Annotated in this window: 14 protein-coding genes; 12 read left to right on the top strand and 2 right to left on the bottom strand. The window is 47.2% G+C overall.

The annotated features are described in order from the left end of the window. Window positions 1–83: 83 nt before the first annotated feature. From T426_RS0120000 to T426_RS0119980, 4 genes are all read left to right on the top strand, one after another. Window positions 84–953: a glycerophosphodiester phosphodiesterase gene (locus T426_RS0120000; RefSeq protein WP_025865587.1), complete on the top strand. Its 870-nt coding sequence runs from the start codon at window positions 84–86 to the stop codon at window positions 951–953. A 147-nt stretch (window positions 954–1100) separates the two neighbouring features. Continuing rightward, on the top strand, window positions 1101–2552 hold the full coding sequence (locus T426_RS24500) for a sulfatase family protein (RefSeq protein ID WP_082229571.1): 1452 nt from the start codon (window positions 1101–1103) through the stop codon (window positions 2550–2552). Between the two features lie 101 nt (window positions 2553–2653). Then, window positions 2654–3061, top strand: a complete 408-nt coding sequence (locus tag T426_RS0119985) for a hypothetical protein (protein ID WP_025865588.1) — start codon at window positions 2654–2656, stop codon at window positions 3059–3061. A 298-nt stretch (window positions 3062–3359) separates the two neighbouring features. Continuing rightward, window positions 3360–4223 carry a SecDF P1 head subdomain-containing protein gene (locus tag T426_RS0119980; RefSeq protein ID WP_027586193.1) on the top strand — a complete coding sequence of 288 codons (864 nt, stop codon included), beginning with the start codon at window positions 3360–3362 and terminating at the stop codon, window positions 4221–4223. 266 nt (window positions 4224–4489) lie between these two features. On the opposite strand, the gene T426_RS0119975 is transcribed toward T426_RS0119980, so the two are convergent. Continuing rightward, complete coding sequence (locus T426_RS0119975) at window positions 4490–4834, bottom strand: GIY-YIG nuclease family protein (RefSeq protein ID WP_025865590.1); 345 nt, start codon at window positions 4832–4834, stop codon at window positions 4490–4492. Window positions 4835–4890: 56 nt separating this feature from the next. Then, entirely contained in the window at window positions 4891–6039 is a 1149-nt protein-coding gene (locus T426_RS0119970) for an acyltransferase family protein (RefSeq protein ID WP_025865591.1), read from the bottom strand. Between the two features lie 2320 nt (window positions 6040–8359). Between T426_RS0119970 and T426_RS0119960 the strand changes: the two genes are divergently transcribed. The 8 genes from T426_RS0119960 to T426_RS24495 all read left to right on the top strand — a co-directional run bounded on the left by T426_RS0119960 (window position 8360) and on the right by T426_RS24495 (window position 19197). Then, window positions 8360–10477, top strand: coding sequence for an NACHT domain-containing protein (locus T426_RS0119960; RefSeq protein ID WP_025865594.1), 2118 nt, complete (start codon window positions 8360–8362; stop codon window positions 10475–10477). Window positions 10478–10511: 34 nt separating this feature from the next. Then, on the top strand, window positions 10512–11210 hold the full coding sequence (locus T426_RS0119955) for a Bax inhibitor-1/YccA family protein (protein WP_025865595.1): 699 nt from the start codon (window positions 10512–10514) through the stop codon (window positions 11208–11210). A gap of 324 nt (window positions 11211–11534) precedes the next feature. Then, on the top strand, window positions 11535–12008 hold the full coding sequence (locus T426_RS0119950; RefSeq protein WP_027586192.1) for a DUF4348 domain-containing protein: 474 nt from the start codon (window positions 11535–11537) through the stop codon (window positions 12006–12008). 742 nt (window positions 12009–12750) lie between these two features. Next, window positions 12751–13722: an NAD(P)-dependent alcohol dehydrogenase gene (locus T426_RS0119945; RefSeq protein WP_025865598.1), complete on the top strand. Its 972-nt coding sequence runs from the start codon at window positions 12751–12753 to the stop codon at window positions 13720–13722. Continuing rightward, window positions 13712–14278, top strand: a complete 567-nt coding sequence (locus tag T426_RS0119940) for a hypothetical protein (protein WP_025865599.1) — start codon at window positions 13712–13714, stop codon at window positions 14276–14278. The genes T426_RS0119945 and T426_RS0119940 overlap by 11 nt, the downstream gene beginning before the upstream one ends. Window positions 14279–14289: 11 nt before the next feature. Then, entirely contained in the window at window positions 14290–14673 is a 384-nt protein-coding gene (locus tag T426_RS0119935) for a nuclear transport factor 2 family protein (RefSeq protein WP_025865600.1), read from the top strand. Between the two features lie 108 nt (window positions 14674–14781). After that, window positions 14782–15981 (top strand): RHS repeat domain-containing protein, encoded by a 1200-nt coding sequence (locus T426_RS0119930; protein ID WP_027586191.1) that lies wholly within the window; start codon window positions 14782–14784, stop codon window positions 15979–15981. A 603-nt stretch (window positions 15982–16584) separates the two neighbouring features. Beyond that, window positions 16585–19197 (top strand): glycoside hydrolase family 2 protein, encoded by a 2613-nt coding sequence (locus T426_RS24495; RefSeq protein WP_036985533.1) that lies wholly within the window; start codon window positions 16585–16587, stop codon window positions 19195–19197. The last annotated feature ends 31 nt before the right edge of the window (window positions 19198–19228 follow it).

Genomic DNA, 19228 nt, shown 5'->3' with positions numbered 1-19228 from the left:
GGACGCATTGGTTCGTGCCGATCAGACAATCCACACTTAAGTTGCTTAATCCGTTAAATTCTTCATCATAACTAGCATTAAAAATGAAACGATTCATCTTGTCACTCCTTGTTGTATTTGTGCTACAGGGAATATCAGACGCATGGGCTCATGGAGCTGAAAATTTCAACAGTCCCCCTAAAAGACATCAGAAGCGGGAGCAAAGAAAAGCCGAGGATGGTTTTGCCGCGAACGGCGTGATTGCACACCGCGGAGCCTGGAAAGCGAAAAAACTACCGAAGAATTCCATTGCTTCGTTGAAGCAGGCTATGAAACTGGGCGTTGCCGGTTCGGAGTTCGATATTCACGAAACCGCCGATGGAGTGCTGGTCATCCACCACGACAACACCTTTAACGGATTGACCATCGAGAAGACGAACTATGCCGATTTGCTCAAATTCAAGCTCCCCAATGGCGAGCCCATTCCCACGTTGGAACACTATATTCAAACCGGTATGACGCAACACCGCACCCGGTTGATAGCAGAATTGAAACCTTCCGTCATCAGCAAGGAACGCTCGCTGGAACTGGCCGACAAGGTCGTGGCCATGGTTCAAAGGCTGCACGCACAGGATTGGATGGTGTATATCAGCTTTAGTTATGACATTCTGCAACGGATTCACGAACTGGACCCAAAGGCACGGCTCATGCCGTTGCAGAATAAAGTCGGTATTCCACAGATGAAAGCCGATGGAATGTGGGGGATCGATTTCTATTTCGGCGCGTTCAAAAAGAACCCCGAATTGGTGGAGGTCGCGCACAGCAACGGATTGAAAGTAAATGCCTGGACGGTAGATAAACCGGGGGTGATGGATGAGCTGTTGCATCAGGGGGGCGACTTCATTACCACCGACGAGCCGGAAATGTTGCTGAAGAAGGTCAGTCGACGAAGGAAAGCTGCCGGGAAGAGATGATTTCTTGTTTAACAGAAAATGATAAATGCCAAACCGTGAAATTTCAGGAATTGTTGCTGAAAATCACTAATTTCAGAACTTCAACCTGCGGGAATCCATGTACCTGCTCAACCTGTAAAACCAAATCATAAAACTGAATCCGAAACAATGAAAACAAAGAATCTGTTACTGGGCCTGGCTTTAACATCGCCCATCGCGGCCAAAGCAGTCAAATCGGCTCCTGTAGAGAAGAAACCCAACGTGGTCATCTTCTTCATCGACGACATGGGGTACTCCGACATTAGCTGTTACGGCCAGAAGAAATGGAAAACACCCAACATCGATCAACTGGCGGAGAACGGTATCCGGTTTACCGATGCCTATTCTGCATCCCCCATTTGTAGTCCGTCACGCGCGGGATTGCTCACCGGCCGGTATCCGGCACGAATGGGTATTCAGCAGGTGTTTTTCCCCGATAATTATACCGGAATTCCGCAAAAAGAATTGTTGATTCCCGAATTGCTGAAAACAGCTGGTTACACAACGGGAATCATTGGAAAATGGCACCTGGGCAGCCGTGAGAAATTCCTTCCGTTGCAAAACGGTTTCGACGAATACTTCGGCATACCGTATAGCAACGACATGTCTTCACAGGTGTATTTGCGCGGGAATGATGTGGTGCAGTTTCACATCGACCAGTCGCACATGACGAAGAAATATACCGAGGAAGCCATCTCGTTTATCGACCGGCACAAGGACCAACCATTCTTCCTCGAGTTGGCGCACAACATGATGCACGTTCCCATTTTCTGTTCACCCGAGTTTCGGGGGAAGTCAGGCGCGGGCCTGTACGGCGATGCTGTTCTCGAGGTTGACTGGAGCATCGGGCAGGTGATGGCCGAACTGAAGAAGCAGGGACTTCTGGATAATACGCTGGTCATCTTTTCGAGTGATAACGGTCCGTGGTTGCAGGAAGGTCCGCTGGGAGGCGAGGCGAAACCCTTGCGGGAAGGAAAGACCACCAGCTACGAAGGGGGCGTCCGGGTTCCGCTCATCGCTTACTGGAAAGGGAAAATCAAGCCGCGCACCGACCATGAAGTGGTTCGGAACCTCGACTGGTTTCCAACCCTGGCCGATATCTGCGGTGTTGCTGTTCCTGACAGCATCCGGCTCGATGGTTACGACATCTCGGGCGTATTGTTACGTGGAGAGAAGAGCCCAAGCAATGTGTACGCTTACTTCCGCAATAATAAAGACGTAACCAGTCTTCGGGTAGGCGACTGGAAGATTACTTTGCCGCAGGACAAAATCGTTGGAAACTTCTGGCGGGCCAGTACGGCTGCACACGATACGTTGCTTTTCAACCTGAAAGAGGACCAGTCGGAAACGACTGACCTGTTTCATAAGTATCCCGAAAAGGCGAAGGAGATGACCAAGGCCATCGAAACCTACAAAGCCAATTTTGGACCGATTCCGCCCGCATTGGTGGTATGGGGCAACGATCAGCGAAGAGAGCTGCAGCAGCAACGTCACAAAGCCATTGAAGAGGCGAAGAAACGCGGCATCAAGAGCAAAAAAGATGAGGTCGACGGTTTCATCGAAGGTAGAGACGCGTTATAGCGCGTCTCCCTTTTTATAAAAACGCCGTTTAGGCGTTTGTTTTTTTGAGACGTCCTGTAGGACGTCTCTACGTGTTTTATTTTTTCTACCTTTATCCTGTTATGACGAACCGGAATACCAATAGGGAAGAAAGCATACTGCAGGCCTTTATGATTGGCTTGTTGCTGATGCTGTTTGCCGTTCTCAGCGGCCCCTCCTCATCCGGTTCTCATTCCATCGAAAAGCAACACAGTGCTGTTGTGGAGATGGCCGCGTCACATCCCGCTGCCGTAACGGTTACCCCGGATATTCTTCCGCCGTTCCAGCCGTCGTGGATTAGCTCCGACAAGAGCGAATTGCCCGGCATGTCGTCGTTTGCATTTGCTGTTTTAGCCGACAACGAAGCCAGTCAAACGGCCGGCCATGTGTGGGCACAAGTTGGTTTGCGCATCAAACCTTACCGGATGAACGAATCCGGCTCTTTCCTTTATACCTCACTCAACGGTCGCGAGATTCCCGCTATCGCCTGATTCCCATTCTCGCTTAACATCATCCCGATGTTTTCTTCCGGAAGGAAGAGGAGAAATCATTCTAATATCAAAATTTAAACGTGTGTTGTCGATTGAAGAGATATGAGCTGAGTAATAGCTATTGGAATAGTTTACTCGTTGCATGATCCGATGAAATCACCCCCACCCTCCGAAGTTTCGGAGCTCCCCTTCAGGGGAGGCTTAAGGTCCCCTTTAGGGTCCCGATGTACATCGTGGATAGGGGTAATTGATCGCGGAATCGATGACAGTTACATCAAAAAAATAAACTTGAAATATCATGAAAACAATTATTTATATCCTCCTCGCCGTGATGCTATCTAGCATGTTCATCCCAAACCACCCCAAACAAAAGCAGGAACCCACCCGGACGGTGACCTTGCAAAGTACCGCTTCGAACACGGATGCTGCTCGAATGAATCAGTCGGCGGGCATCATCAAAAAGCGGTTGTTGGCAGTCGGTTTGAGCCACTTTATCCTGGTGCCCGATCCGGCTCAGGCTACGCTGACCGTCCGTTTTGAAAAGCCGAAAGACAGCCAGCGGGCAGGGGAGTTGCTGACGGATAAAGGTCACCTGGCTTTTGCCGAAACGGTTGACCGGAGCAGGATTCTGTCGCAAATTCCCGAAAACGATCGCTTGTTTAGCCTGATGGATATTCCTTCTGCGGATGCTAAAAACATGGCAGCTGATGTATTGGGTTATGCCAAACCGGCCAGTGTTAAAGCCGTGAATGCTTACCTGGCGACGGCTCCCTGGTGGCAAAAGATGTCAGGCACGATGCAGCTGGCATGGGGAATTGCACCGAACGACAAGCATCAGATGGTTTTGCATATCCTGAAGCGACCGGAAGCATTAAGTGGCTTGGCGGTGAGTGAAGCATCGGTAACCGATGGTCAGCCCTCGGTGCAGATTACCTTTAACGAAGCCGGACGGCAAACCTGGCAGGAAGTGACCCGGCGCAACATCGGCAAACCGCTGGCCATCGTCATCGATAACCGGGTCTATTTTGCACCGGTGGTGCGCGACGAAATCAAAGGCGGGAAGTGCAACATCACCGGGAACTTCACCCACGATGAACTGACCCGTTTGGCAGCGCTCATCAACAATGGTGAGTTGCCGGTTGGTTTCCGAATGGTAAGATAATGTCCGTTATAACGGTAGAGACGCGATTAATCGCGTCTCTTTTTATGTTTATATCGGTATAGCCAGAGGGTGTCCGAAAAGTCCAAAGAGTATTTTCAGAACTATCAAATTGTAAGTACAGCTTAAGTTATTTACCCCTAAATCCCCTGAAGGGGACTTTAAGGCCGCCCCTTCAGGGGAGGTTTGGAGGGGTAAATCCAAGATTGCTTTCAATTTGAAAGTTAGCACTTTTTCAATTCAAATTTTCGGACACCCTCTATATTTTTTCAATACATCCGCTCGGGCGGAATATTCATTTCTTCGATGACCATCTTTTGCAGAACACGCAGCTCTTTGGCGTAATTCACATCCTGCTCATCGTCCTTGCTTTTCAGCTCCGACAGTACCTCAAAAACGAAGTTATCTTCCCCTTTCTCGGTCCAGTCCTTTTGCAGTTCCATATTCCGGTGACCACCGAAATTCAGCTCCATCTTGTGCCGGTTCCATTTCGACAGCATGTCGGTGCTGTTGTCAATCAAAACCTTGTCGTTCGTCAGGTTGCGCACCTGGAACACCCCCATCGGGAACTTCATCTGTTTGTATTCTTCCTTCAGTTCTTTCTTCGTTTTCATAGCGTCATTTAAAGCCATTAGCAGTAGAGACGCGATTAATCGCGACTCTACGTGTTTTATTTCACCGTCTTGTGCATAAACCGTTTGGCCAGCCAGTTTCGTACCGGCACGTCGTACAGTTTCATCGCACCGTACGCGATGGCAATCGCCGAAACAATCATCAGCACGCCCACCGGCCAGGCTTTCGACATGGGTACCTGGTTGTCGACTACCCAGGCGGTAAAGATATAAATCAGCGGATAGTGCGTAATGTATAGCGGGTACGAAAGGTCGCCCAGGAACCGCGTGATTCTGGTCGCGAATTTCCCGGTTACTTTACCGCTGGCGCCGATGTACACAATCAGCGGGAAAACGATGATGATGGTCAGCGAATCGTACAGGCCGTTCATCCAAAGGTGCTCGCTTCCACCCACGCGCGGAAACGACAGCGCCACGATAACCAGCAGACTGGCCCATAGAAACGCGTATTTGATACGTCCCGGTTGGGCGATGCGCGACAGCAACAGCCCGGCAAAGAACGGGTACATCAAACGGGTCAAACCTACGCGCAACTGTTCGGGGTTAACCGACCAGCCACCAATCACGTCGCCGTTGGGACTGGTAACCGCCAAGTGTATCAATGCGGCGCCGGCCAGAAATACCAGCACAGCAAGCGCTTTCTTCGAGAATTTCCGGATGAAAAGTGCGTACAGAATGTTCGCGACGTATTCGAAAAAGAGCGACCAGGCCGGGCCATCCAATGGGTGCATCTCGCCCCAGCCCCTGATTTCGAGTGACGGCGGTACGGGCAGCAGGGTAAACCCGATGAGCATTACCAGCAGTAACTTCCATACGGGAACACTCGCAATCCCCGGAAACAGGATGGGCGATGCGCTGAAATAAAACCCGATGGCGCCGATAATCATCCCCATGATAATCATCGGGTGAAGGCGGATCAGGCGTCGCTTGAAAAAGTCTTTTAACGTCATTTTGCCCCAACGGTCGTCGTAGGCATAGCCAATCACAAATCCCGAGAGGACAAAGAAAAAGTCCACTGCCAGGTAGCCGTGGTTCATGATTTGCTTCAGGTGGTTACCTCCGCTAAAGGTTTCGAAGAAGTGGAAGATGACCACCATCACCGCGGCCACGCCGCGCAGCCCGTCGAGAATCTCGTAGTGGCTTTTGGAATCCGAGAAGGTGGATAGGTGTTTGTTAGTTGAATTCATGTTGAATGCTTGTGGTGTTTTGATTAGGATGATTAAGATACGTTGCCGCCGGCGGCGGAAAAACGCGCCATGAAGATAATGGTTTCCGGGCAAAAATTGAGTTTCAGGTTTCAAGTTCCAGGTTACCGATTGCGCTTCGTGGTTACTGTGGCTATGAAGGTTACTATTGTTATTCGAAGAAGACATTAGACTCCAGACATGAGACGATAGAGTTAAGATATTTCAGGTTTCAAGTTTCAGGTTGTGCTGCAAGGTTGCTGTTGTTCGTCAGGCTGAAGGTCCGAAATTCCATAGCCCGGGACAAGGAGGTACGACGCCGCCCCGGGATCGAATGCCCCGCATAGGAAGGAGGCGCACGTTCGAAACAGGATTGGAATGGAAACGCTCCTGCGCCGCATATGCCGGCGTTGAACAGAGCGATTCCTGATTTATCCTCCCCCTTTAATTCCCCCTCCAAAGGGGGACAGCCCGCGAATTTACTGTAGTACTAAAGTTTTGGAGGTACAAATTTGCAAGGTAAAATTCCTGCTCAATTTTCTTCCATTAGCTGAATAAAAGCACGGTAGTTCGCGCATGTCCTCCTTTGGAGGAGGTGGCTGACAGGCCGGAGGAGGATTTTATTCAATGAATAATGAGAAATGAACCACTACTACTCTCAGACTCCAACAACAGAAACCACGAGGCGCAACTTGAAAACGGTTTAAATCACGCCTTGGGAGTTGTCCCAAACCCTCCCTGACGAAAAGTGAAGCCTTGGGAGTTGTCCCAAAGCTTGTCGAATCAAAAAGTGAGGCGTTGGGAGTTGTCCTAAGCCTTCCCTGAAGAAAAGCAGGCATTTGGGAGTTATCCCAAAGCGTGCCGGACCCAAATGATGCCTTTCGAATTGTCGAATGACGTTCCTGCCGAAAAGTGAGGGCTTTCGAATTGTCGAATTGCTTCCCCGAACAAAAAGTGAGCGTTTTCGAGTATTCGAATTGCTTCCCCGGACAAAAAGTGGACGTTTTCGAGTATTCGAATTGCTTCCCCTAGCCAAAAGTGAGCGTTTTCGAATTGTCGAACGCCTTCCCTGATGGAAAGTGAGTGTTTTCGAATTGTCGAACGCCTTCCCTGACGGAAAGTGAGCGTTTTCGAATTGTCGAACGCCTTTCCTGACGGAAAATGGAGGTTAATCATATACTAATTGCTTCCCTTGAAGAAAAGTGAAGGCTTAAGCATTTGTTAATGGCTTCACTGGTCAAAAAGTGAAGGTTTAATCATTTACTAATTGCTCCGCTGGCCCAAAAGTGGGAGTTTAAGCACTTGTTAACGGCATCGCTGGCAAAAACTTCATCAGTGGCCTTAAGGATGTCATCCCTCCGAGGGATGACATCCCTGGAAACGCAGCAACGGACGTTCTTCGCTGATTGGCGGTCTGGGGGCGTCTGGTTATCATGGTCAAACTAACCCGGGCCTGTCCCGACTACCGTCGTGGGCGGTCCTTCGATTACCATCCCGGGTTCCCCGGACCAAACTCATATCCGTTTTTCAGGCTTTGTAGCGACGGTCAGGATAGGTACTGACCCTACTTAATCGTCTCTGGCTTGCCATTAGGGATTGACTTTGCTGTCTTTTGCGAAAAAACTTTGCGCGTTTTGCGTGGAGCCTTTGTGCTTTTCCTACAAAGTCTGTCCTTTTGGCTTGTCCCAAAAGAACGAAAAGGACAAGTCAAAGTGATCCTACTACCCGCGTCACGGTTTTTTCTTTCCGGCCCACGACCTTGAACCCCCGCCAAAAACCGCTCCCGCCTTCTCCTGCCCGGGCTACTTTGACCGGCCTGCGCACTTTTCGTCTACCGACGAAGTGGGGGACTAAACAGTTAAGTATGTTCAGTTGCTCTGAACCGTTCTTAAAACTTAACACGTAAAACTTAAAACTCATCCAACAATAGTAACGATAGGAACAACAGAAACTACAGAAACCGCTCCCATAACCTGAAAAGTCTCATGTCTGAAGTCTCTCATCTAACATCTTTTTGTCAATTTATATCCATTCTCAATAGTTCGATTTCTTACGTGAACGTATCAAATTCTTCCGTGAACGGTCGGATCTGGTATGTGAATGGAAAATGGGCTTGGGCATGATTTTGTTAAACATGGTCAGTAAACAATAAGAATTTGGTGGGGAGCGTTATTTTGCGAGACAGGAACATACAAGTGGAATGAAATGCAATAACTGATGAAGTTATTAAGGGAAGTTGTACCAGAATTACGATGTGTGATTTCCATGTTTTTCGGCTTTAAGACAAGTTCAAATAAATATGAAACTAAAGTAGATAGCGGTTATGAATGATAAATTGGTTAGTCTTTTTAAATTAGAGCAGATTGTAAAGAAAAATCTTGAGTCGTTTGATAAATCTAGTCTAGTAAAAGAAATCCCTTCTTTTAAGTTATGTGAAAATATAAACCCTCAATATGTAAAGCCCGACTTTACAGAATTAATGGGTAGAATAAAAGAGGGCAATAATCCAAAAGTAATTCTAATATCAGCGGCTGGCGCTACAGGAAAAAGTGAGTTGACAAAATATTTATCTTCAAGTTTACAAATGCCAGTTTTTAATTTGTCCCAACATAAACCGGTAGCAAGCAATTCCCTTACCGGATTATTTTTCGATACTTTAGGACACGTAGGGTTAGGAAAATTCGTTGAAGGCTTGAAGACCGGAAAAGCTACATTAATTATAGATGCACTAGATGAAGGATATATAAAAACCACAGTTCAAGGCTTTAATTCATTTCTTGATGAGATTGTCAACATTTGTGGTGATGCAGATGGTATTCCGTTTGTTCTATTGGGGAGAACTCAAGTCATGGAACATTGCTGGCTCTATTTGGAGGAAAATGGTGTAGAGACATCTCTTTTAAAAATAGAACCATTTACAGTCGCTCAAGCAAATGAATTTATTGATAAGCAGATTGATGAACGAAAATTTCCACAAGAGTATAAAAAGACACGTGATTACATAATTAAGTCAGTTGAAGGCTTTTTTAAAAATACAGCTGAAATAAAACATAGACAATATCAGTCTTTTATTGGTTATGCTCCTGTTTTGTTGTCAATAACTAAATTGTTACGGGCTGCAAAAAATTATCATGCATTATATGAAGATTTAGTTAGAGATGATTTCAAAGGTGTTGATTTAATCACTTCAATAGTTCAATACATATTGTTAAGAGATAAAGAGGAGAAAATTGACAGACTTGTTCTTCCATCCCTTTTAGGAGACCGTACGCCTGATTTTAGACAGAATGTTCTGGAAAAGGCTTATAGTGTTGATGAACAATGTATTCGATTGCTTTATAGTCAAATTTCGAAACCATATCAAGCATGTGTTTCAGAGGATGCCAAGTTTAACGCTCTCTATGAAGATAAAATTAGTGAGTGGATAAAAGAACATCCTTTTTTGGAAAACAATAAGATCCAGAATGCAGTGTTTGAAAGTTATATTATTGCAAAAATGATTGGTAAAGCGGAATATGAGGAAGCTGTATTTGAATATCTGAAGACAAAATATAAAGACGCCTTCATGCTTTTCTTTATCTTTGAGAGATTGAATGATGAGCATAAAATAAATCCTAAATTCTTGCCTTTCTTATATAGTTCAATAAAATCTTTAGATGATAAGCAGTTTTCAACATGCATGAGCATTGATGAGATAGATGAAGACACAAATTCCATTCATTGTGAGGTCGAATTTTCCAATATTCAGGAAGACCCGACGACCTTTGATATGGCATTAAATAGAGATACTGGTCTATATCTTAATAGTGTTCTGAGCAATGTATTCGTAAATGCGGGAATAGATATAGTACTAGATGGAAAGCGTTGTGAATTATCTTCTCCAATAACCCTAAATTGTAATAATATTATTATTAGTACAGATGAATTTGTTCTAGAAAAAGGGGTGGCAAATTCGAAAGACGGAATTGTTTTTGAATGTGAATCCTGTCAAATTGATTATGCTAATGGTCAAGTTCCTTCTTTGATTAATCATTTAGGAGCAGAACAGAAATTTCAGATTATAACCAAGAACAGACCTGAGTTTCCTTTTGTCGACTTTTATGAACCCACCGATCTTTCGTTACAGATCACTGACCCGCTTTTAAAAGATAAATATCTCAAGCTGAGGAAAATTATTGCGCTGTTTCGCTCACATAGTAAGGGACGCATGGCAAAATTCAGAGACAAAATTGAAAATAGAAGAGTCACAGGAAATATTATTGGTGAGAAAGTCCTGGAAGAGCTGATTGATAAGAAAATATTGTATTCTGATGATAAATTTTATTATATAGATCCAGAATATATGCATGAACATTTAGGAGTTTCCTACAATGATATTAAGCTTCGGATAATAAATGATAAGACAATTGATTTTCTAAATAATATAGATATTTCAGAGTGATTTAGTAATGAATGATATTATCAAATAGAAAGAGATGGACAATTACATTGGAATTTCGAAGGAAGAAGCGTTGGCCGAAACGCAACGGTTCATCGTAAAAGTATACAGCTGGATGTCGTTTGCCCTGCTGATTACCGGGGGCGTGGCGATGTGGACAGCCATGCATGTGGATATCGTGCGGATGATTGTGCAGAACCAAATCCTGTTCTTCGGACTGATTATCGGCGAGTTCCTGATGGTGGGTTACCTGGTGGGATGGATACAAAAGATGTCGGCGCAAACCGCCACGCTGGTGTTTGTGCTCTATTCCGTGTTAAACGGGCTGACCTTTTCGGTGATTTTCCTGTTGTATACCGCCGCATCCATTGCGTCGACCTTCTTCATCACGGCCGGTACCTTCGCGGTGATGAGCGCCTACGGGTACTTCACCAAAAGCGATTTAACCCGGTGGGGCAACCTGTTGTTTATGGGACTCATCGGGGTTATCATTGCCTCGGTGGTCAACATGTTTTTTCATAGTCCGGCCCTGTACTGGTTTACCACTTACGCCGGGATACTGATTTTCGTGGGACTGACGGCTTACGATACCCAGAAGATAAAGAAGATGAACGTCATCGGGAACGAAGGAACCGAAGAGGATAAGAAGGAAGCCATTGTCGGGGCACTCGTCCTCTACCTCGACTTCATCAACCTGTTCCTGCTCCTGCTGCGGTTGTTTGGACGAAGAAGATAAATTGAACCTTTGAGGAAAGGGTGTCAGAAAAGTACAAACTGCGGAATTTAAAACTTACAAATTGTAAGCAAACCTGTTTTCACCCCTCCAAACCTCCCCTAAAGGGGCGGCTTAAAGTCCCCTTTAGGGGATTTAGGGGTAAAAGTTTTGGAGATAACTTTCAATTTGGTAGTTCTGAAAATGTTCTTCGTACTTTTTTGACACCTTTTTTATGACTTTTATATTCTGAAATTGAAGCAATTGGTTTTCAGTCTGTCCAAAATTTTTGTAACTATGTAAAACAAATACCGTAACGTTTAACAGACCAACAAAAACCCTTGCTACATGAAGAGACAGATTGCTAACCATCTCCCCATAACCTTGTTGCTATTAGTGGGCTTGCTGTGGCTTGGCCTGCCGGGATGTCACACGAAGAAAGAGGCCGTAAACGCCTCCAAAGCCAACCGGGAAGAGACCGCTACCACGAAGAGCAAAAGCAAAGCCGCGGAGGACTTCGACCAGTTCTACAACCGTTTCCACGAGGATAGTTCTTTCCAGGTATCGCGCCTGAAGTTTCCCATCGAAGGTGCGTCGGTGGATGTGGACGGCACCGAAAAGTGGACGAAGCAGAACTGGCACATCATGAAAACGAAGATTTACGACATCGACACCACGCAATACAAGGTGACTTACCACAAAACACCCACGGAGTTTACCCAGCACGTCTGGCTTCCCGACACCGGCTTCAGTAACAAGTGCCGTTTCGAACTGGTGGGGAAGAAGTGGTACCTGGTGTACTGTTTGGATGAAAACCTGTAAAGGGTTACAGTTACAGGTTGTGCTTTGCGGTTTCTGTAGTTCCTGTTGTTTCTGTTGTTCGGTTTCGAGGTTAAGATATCGCCAGGATTGAAATTTCCACCTTTGACCTCTTAATTGTTCGTCAGGCTGAAGGCCTGAAAGTTCATAGCCCGGGGTAATCCGGGATGAATATCGAGGAGCCACCCCGGGTTGGAATAGTGTAATCAACAAGAGGCGCATCTGCCGGCAATGATTGAAACGGAACCGTTTCTGCGCCGCACATGAAGGGTTGCCAGTTGGTTACGCTCCGCGGTTCCTATCGTTTCTGTTGTTCGGAGAAGACATTAGAAACAACTACGATGTCCTTTTGGCTTGTCCCAAAAGAACGAAAAGGACAAGTCAAAGTGATCCTACCGCCCGCGTCACGGTTTTTTCTTTCCTACCCACTCCCCGGAATCCCCGCCAAAAACCGCTCCCGCCGCCGCCTGCCCGGGCAACTTTGACTGGCCACCGCCCTTATCGCCTGGGGGCGTTGTTGGGGACGAATCATTTCACAACCTGGTATTAAAAATGATCTGTAAGGCTTCGAACCACAGAAACCACAGGAACAAGTCGAAAGTCAAAAGGCAAAAGTTGTCAACCTGAAACTGCGAAGCGTAACTACAGTAACAATAGTAACCATAGAAACAACAGCAACGGCGTAGCCATCCATTTCCCAAAATTTCAGTAACTTATCGACTGCATTTTAACCAAAACTGACTTCATGAAAGCAGCGATTCGAACCCAATATGGCTCCCCCGACGTATTAACCGTACAGGAGGTCGCTAAGCCCGTTTACGGAGACAACGAAGTGCTGGTGAAAGTATATGCAGCCACCGTTAACCGCACCGATTGCGGCATTCTGACCGGAAAGCCCTATCTCATCCGGTTGTTCACCGGCGTGTCGAGACCGACGCATCAATCAACCGGGACCGACTTTGCCGGACAGGTGGAAGCCGTTGGCCGGAATGTCAGCGCGTTTCAGGTCGGCGATAAAGTCTGGGGCTTTAACGACAGCGGGTTGCAGTCGCACGCCCAATACCTGGCCGTTTCGGAGAACGAAGCGATGGCACATATCCCCGAAGGTATCACGTACCAACAGGCTGCTGCCAGCAGCGAGGGCGCGCATTACGCTTACAACTTTCTCAAGCGGGTGCCGGGCGGTAACCGGAAAGTGATGCTGAACGGCGCTACCGGCGCTATTGGTTCGGCCGCGTTGCAAATGCTGAAATACTATGGCGCCGAAGTGACGGCCGTAGGCAATACGCAGAACCTCGACCTCATCAAATCGCTGGGTGCCGACCGCGTTATCGATTACCTGCAGGAAGATTTCACGCAGGACCGTGAGCAATACGATTTCGTTTTCGATGCAGTGGGAAAAAGCTCTTTTGGAAAATGCGAGCGCTTGTTGAAACCGGGAGGTGTGTATATTTCGTCGGAGCTGGGGCCCAACGCGGAAAATCCCTTCCTTGCTATGTGGACACCCGTCAGAGGTGGAAAGCAGGTCCACTTTCCGTTGCCCTCCAATCGGAAGGGGAGTATTGTCTTCATCAAAAAATTGCTGGAAGAAGGAAAGTTCCGGCCGGTCATCGACCGGTGGTACCCACTGGAAGATATCGCCGAGGCTTACCGGTATGTCCTCACCGGACAGAAGACCGGGAATGTAATCGTTCGTTGCAACATGGATGAAAGCTAACCATGAAATAGAAGAACTGATTAGCGGGCTGCAATCGAAGCAGCTAAAAGAGCGGGAAGAAGCCTTTCACCAGCTGTATGCCCTTAGTGAAGAGCATCCGGAGTTGTTGTATCCATTCTGGGACAGGTTCGCGGAAATGCTTCACGGGCCGGAGGTGTCGAAACTCTATTGGGCGATTCATATCATCGCCAACCTTGCCAGAGTAGATACCGATAACCGTTTTGAGGAACTGTTTGACTTATGGTTCAACGAATTGCTGAATCACGAAAGTCCGGTGGTTTCGCCGCATGCTGCCGAGAAATCCGAAAAAATCGTGTTAGCCAAACCGGAACTGGAGAAAAGGATAACACCGCTGTTGCTGGATATCGCGAACACCAGCCATTGCCGTCACCTCGATTTGCAAAAAGCGTATGTACTTTCAGCGCTCGACCAGTATTTCGATTGGGTTTCTGATAAGGAGGCGGTCGTAGCATTCATCAGGGAGCAGTTGCAAAGTACCAGTCCGAAAACCAGGAAGAAAGCGAAGGAATTGAAACAGAAATACGATATCAATTAACGCTCATTTTTATGAAAGAAGACGATTACCGGAAAATCATTGAAAACTATGTGGATGCCTACAATCACTTCGACGTCGACCGGATGCTGGCCGACATAGACGAAGAGGCTCGTTTCGAAAACATATCAGAGGGTGAAGTGACGTTGACGACCGAAGGGAAGGAAGCCTTGCGGGAACAGGCCGGGGAAGCAGCTGAAGTCTTCAGCGAAAGAGAACAAGTCATTTCCAATTTTCAATTCCATGGACACGAGGTTGAAGTGGATGTGGATTTCAGCGCCACGCTGGCTATCGACTTTTCCGAAGATTTAAAAGCCGGCGACCGGATAGAGATGAAAGGAAAATCGGTTTTCACCTTCCGGGATGATAAAATCATCGAACTGAAAGATATCAGCTAGGGGCAGGAACATTGATATACCGTCTCGGGTTAAAGAGTGATGGGAAGTAAGGGTATTCTCGCCGTCAACTGTCATGATACAGATAGCTAACCAAATCTTGTCCTGCTCATGATGAAATTACTCTTTATGTTAGGTTTCCTGCTGGCTAGTCTGTTTGCCTTGGCTCAGCCTTTCGGTCATGCTTCAGAAAATTATCGGGTTATCCGTTCGGATTACGAAAATGCCAGCGGCGAAAAAGGGCATAGCCTCTTCCACAACAATACAGAAGGACAAATGGATCGCTCACTCTGGTCACTCAATGACCAGAGTCGCAGTTCCGCAAACCGCTACCAGTATGACGCGGAAGGAAAACTGAGTTCGGCCTATCGTGAATTTTCGGATAGCCTGACCTCGGTGGAATTGTTTTTCTATGATTCGCTGGGGCGGAAGACAACAGAACATTTCTACCGGTCGGATGGACGGGCTGGTACAGCAAGTTATCGGTACGATGGAAACCGGAAAACGGAAGCAGAACTGAAGAAATACAAAGGTTGGCTAAGTGGAACGTTGATAACCGAATATACGGAGGAGGGCAGAAAGGAGAAAGCTACGTTGCTGAAGAGTGGCCAGCCGATAGGCAATGTAAGTTATTTGTACGATGATAACGGCAACCTGGAGCGAGAGCACTGGGACTTTAGCGGGAAATGGAGTCAGACCTTCCGTTATACCTACGAACGCACAGACCGGCCTGAAATCTACTATACAAGTCCGTACTTAGCCGGCCTCAGTAATCACCGGGTGAGTGGTGAAAGCTATACTTTCAATGGTGAAGCCGGTGGTCCGTCGTTTTATGAATACGATGCCAACGGCTTGTTGCACCGGAAGTTTTTTCAACGCTCCGACAGTGTCTCGACGACTACTCATTACTTTTATGATGGACAGCGCCGGCTGGAATCTTCGGAACGGGTTTTCTCCGATGGTAAAGTAACCCGCTTCACTTATGGTTATGACGAAAACAACCGGCTGATTTCCCGTCTGGCTTACCGTAATGACAGCATCATTGGTTTTGAGCAATACATGTATGGCGATGACGGCGAATTGAAGAAAGCCTACCTGAAAAACTTCGATGGCTGGTTGAGCGGAGTCGTTACCTACCACTCCGATGCATTGGGAAAAGTGTCCGGAGGTGAATTTAAAGGTGATAGTGATTTTAATGCTGATTTACATTTCAATTACACCAATGAAGGCTTGCTTTCTGAGATCCGCTGGGATTTTTCGTTCGGGAAGTATCAGTTGTACAGGTTTGAATATGAAGAGGTGGAAGGATAGAAATTTGCTTACCTCAAAAGTTGTCATTCTTAACACCTATAACTCTTCTAACCTCAGAAACGGAAGCCCGAACCTAAGACGTGGTAAAGTTTGGCATTCTCTGTCCTTTTGGCTTGTTCCAAAAGAACGAAAAGAACAAGTCAAAGTGATCCTACCGCCCACGTCACGGTTTTTTCTTTCCTGCCCATAACCCGGAATCCCCGCCAAAAACCGCTCCCGCCTTCTCCTGCCCGGGCAACTTTGACCGGCCTGCGCACTTATCGCCTGATGGCGATATTAGAGACGAATCAATTCAGAACCTGTTATTAAAAATGATCTATAAGGCTTCACACGGAAACCTGAAACTGCGAAGCCTAACAACAGTAACCACAGAAACCCTTCTAATCGCGAAGCGCAACCTGAAACCCTCTCACGTCTACCATCTCTCTTCTAAAATCTGACGTCTCGGTGAATACTTTTGAACACTTTTAGAATCTCCCGCAAAAATGAATACATTTAAGCGATTCGTTGAATGAGTACGCTCGCTTTTCCGGTTGGTTTGTGCTCTAAGTGTTGAAAATGAAATCGTTCATTGCAATCATAAAAACTAACATTCCAGACAACATGCAATTCCAAAGTAACCTGAAAACCATCATTAGTCTGTTGGTTCTCTTTTTGATGTCAGGCTGTAGCTATGTGCAGGAACAGTCAGCCACACTGAAGCTCGATAAGAATTGGACGCTCCAGCCTTACGGCGAATGGAGTGATGACGGTCAACTCATCAAGCCCGATGTGTACTCGCCGAAAAACGAGCTCACCTGTGACGTGCCTACCACCGTTTTCGCCGCCATGGTGAAGGATGGGAAGTTTAAAGATCCTTTCTTTTCCGATAATCTCGAAAAGGTGCCGCGTAAGTGGTTCAACAACAAATGGCGCTATTCCAAAACCTTCGATGTGCCGGAGAACCTGCTCGGTTCGTACTCCCGGCTCTGTTTTGGCGGTATCAACTACAGTGCCGACGTCTTCCTGAACGGAAAGCAAATCGCTTCGGCCGATACGCTGAAAGGCGCTTTCCAGCGATTCGAAATCGACGTAACCGGAAAGCTGAAGAAGAAGGGCAACCGCTTACAGGTCGATGTTTATCCGCCGCAGCCCGGCGATTTTACCATTGGCTTTGTGGACTGGACACCCAAGGTTCCGGACAAGAATATGGGCCTTTGGCGGGGTGTGAAGATCCGTTTCAACGGACTGGTTTCGATAGAGCACCCGTTTGTGCAATCGAAGGTGAACACGGCCAATGAACATGAGGCGGCCCTGACCGTCGAAACGCAGGTGGTGAACCACTCGAAAATGAAGGTAGAAGCCACGGTTGAGGCGCAGATTGGTGACGTCACGGTGAAAAAAGAGGTGGCGTTAAAGCCATTTGAAAAGAAGCGGGTGGTTTGGACCCCGGAAGAGTATCCGGCGTTGAATTTCAAAGATGCCAAACTCTGGTGGCCCGTTACCATGGGCGAGCCAAATCTTTACACGCTGAAAGTAAGCAGTAAGGTCGGCAACCAAATGTCTGACGAACTTTCGCAGGAAGTTGGTATCCGCGAGGTAAGCAGTTACATCAATAAAGAAGGTTCACGAGCGTACAAAATCAACGGACGCGACCTGCAAATACGCGGTGGCGGCTGGACCGATGATTTGTTGTTGCGCGAAAACAAGGACAATCTGAAAGCGCAGGTTGAATATACCAGGCTGATGAACCTGAATACCATCCGGCTGGAAGGCTTCTGGGGCGAAAGTGATGAGCTGTACAAGCTTTGCGACGAAAATGGTATTCTCATCATGGTCGGCTGGAGCTGTGAGTGGGAGTGGGAAAACTATGTGGGCAAGAAATGTGACGAGTTTGGTGGCGTACAAACCCCGGAAGAGATAAGGCTCGTCAGCAACTCACTGGATGCTCAGATTCTTTGGTTACGCAACCATCCCAGCATCTTTGTGTGGGTACTGGGAAGCGATATGCTGCCGCGTCCGGCGCTGGAAAAGACCTATCTGAAAAATCTACAGGTTTCCGACCCGACACGACCTACCTTATCGGCGTGCTCGGTTCGCACCAGTGAGGTAACCGGACCAACAGCCGTGAAGATGAATGGCCCGTACGATTACGTGTCGCCGAATTATTGGTATATCGATACCGTGAACGGAGGTGCGTTTGGTTTCAATACCGAGACAGGCCCCGGTCCGCAGATTCCACCGATTGAGACATTAAAGAAAATGTTCCCGGCAGACAAACTCTGGCCGGTGAACGAAATCTGGAACTATCACTGTGGCCGTGGCGAGTTCCACAACATCGATACCTACCTGAAAGCATTGAACAACCGGTACGGTGAAGCGAAGAACATCGAAGATTTCGAAATGAAAGCGCAGATGGCCAATTACGAAGCCATCCGGCCGATGTTCGAAGCTTTCGCAGTGAACAAAGCCGAGGCAGGCGGTGTCATCCAGTGGATGCTGAATGCTCCCTGGCCGAAGCTTTACTGGCAGTTGTACGATTATTACCTCACACCCAACGGAGCTTTCTTCGGCACGCAAAACGCCTTGAAGCCGCTGAACATCATTTACAACTACGGCAACCACGGCATCTACATTTCCAACGACTACCGGCACGGGTTTAAAGATCTGACGGCCGAAGTAAGAGTGCTGGATCTGCATTCGAAAGTGGTCCTCGATAAGAAAGTTCCCTTCTCGGTAGATGAATATACATCGAAAGAACTGTTGTCGTTGCCGGAGATGGAAGGTACCACGCCGGTTTACTTTGCCGATCTGCGCATCGTTTCCCCGGAAGGGAAGGAGATAGCCCGTAGTTTTTACTGGCTGTCGCAGAAGAAAGATGTGCCCGATTTTGAAAATACGAAATGGTACGTCACCCCGATAAAGAAATATGCCGACTTCACGGCACTCACCGAACTGCCGAAGGTAAAAGTGGAGAAGACGGAAACCATTGAACAGCATGGCGACCAAACCTGGGTGAAAGTAACGTTGAAGAATCCGTCTGATAAGCTGGCGTTCTTCATTGGTCTGAAAGCCAAAACCAGTGAATCGCATGAGATGGTATTGCCGGTTTTCTGGAGCGACAACTATATTTCCCTCCTTCCGGGAGAAGAACGGGAACTAACCGTGAAGATGAACACCAAAGACCTGAACGGCGAACAACCGGTAATTGAAATGAAAGGTTACAACACACTTTAACAGTATATACAGAAACATAGTATTTTAACAG

The organism is Prolixibacter bellariivorans ATCC BAA-1284 (assembly GCF_000621705.1).
GTDB lineage: Bacteria > Bacteroidota > Bacteroidia > Bacteroidales > Prolixibacteraceae > Prolixibacter > Prolixibacter bellariivorans.
Note: the sequence above shows the minus strand (reverse complement) of the source record. Positions and strands in the feature narration are given on the sequence as shown.

What these genes read in the sequence shown, in the direction of transcription:
- T426_RS0119930 (WP_027586191.1), top strand. Translation starts at nt 14,782, where the DNA reads ATGATGAAATTACTCTTTATGTTAGGTTTCCTGCTGGCTAGTCTGTTT.
- T426_RS0119950 (WP_027586192.1), top strand. Translation starts at nt 11,535, where the DNA reads ATGAAGAGACAGATTGCTAACCATCTCCCCATAACCTTGTTGCTATTA.
- T426_RS24500 (WP_082229571.1), top strand. Translation starts at nt 1,101, where the DNA reads ATGAAAACAAAGAATCTGTTACTGGGCCTGGCTTTAACATCGCCCATC.
- T426_RS0119940 (WP_025865599.1), top strand. Translation starts at nt 13,712, where the DNA reads ATGAAAGCTAACCATGAAATAGAAGAACTGATTAGCGGGCTGCAATCG.
- T426_RS0119955 (WP_025865595.1), top strand. Translation starts at nt 10,512, where the DNA reads ATGGACAATTACATTGGAATTTCGAAGGAAGAAGCGTTGGCCGAAACG.
- T426_RS0119970 (WP_025865591.1), bottom strand. Translation starts at nt 6,039, where the DNA reads ATGAATTCAACTAACAAACACCTATCCACCTTCTCGGATTCCAAAAGC.
- T426_RS0119975 (WP_025865590.1), bottom strand. Translation starts at nt 4,834, where the DNA reads ATGAAAACGAAGAAAGAACTGAAGGAAGAATACAAACAGATGAAGTTC.
- T426_RS0120000 (WP_025865587.1), top strand. Translation starts at nt 84, where the DNA reads ATGAAACGATTCATCTTGTCACTCCTTGTTGTATTTGTGCTACAGGGA.
- T426_RS0119985 (WP_025865588.1), top strand. Translation starts at nt 2,654, where the DNA reads ATGACGAACCGGAATACCAATAGGGAAGAAAGCATACTGCAGGCCTTT.
- T426_RS24495 (WP_036985533.1), top strand. Translation starts at nt 16,585, where the DNA reads ATGCAATTCCAAAGTAACCTGAAAACCATCATTAGTCTGTTGGTTCTC.
- T426_RS0119960 (WP_025865594.1), top strand. Translation starts at nt 8,360, where the DNA reads ATGAATGATAAATTGGTTAGTCTTTTTAAATTAGAGCAGATTGTAAAG.
- T426_RS0119945 (WP_025865598.1), top strand. Translation starts at nt 12,751, where the DNA reads ATGAAAGCAGCGATTCGAACCCAATATGGCTCCCCCGACGTATTAACC.
- T426_RS0119980 (WP_027586193.1), top strand. Translation starts at nt 3,360, where the DNA reads ATGAAAACAATTATTTATATCCTCCTCGCCGTGATGCTATCTAGCATG.
- T426_RS0119935 (WP_025865600.1), top strand. Translation starts at nt 14,290, where the DNA reads ATGAAAGAAGACGATTACCGGAAAATCATTGAAAACTATGTGGATGCC.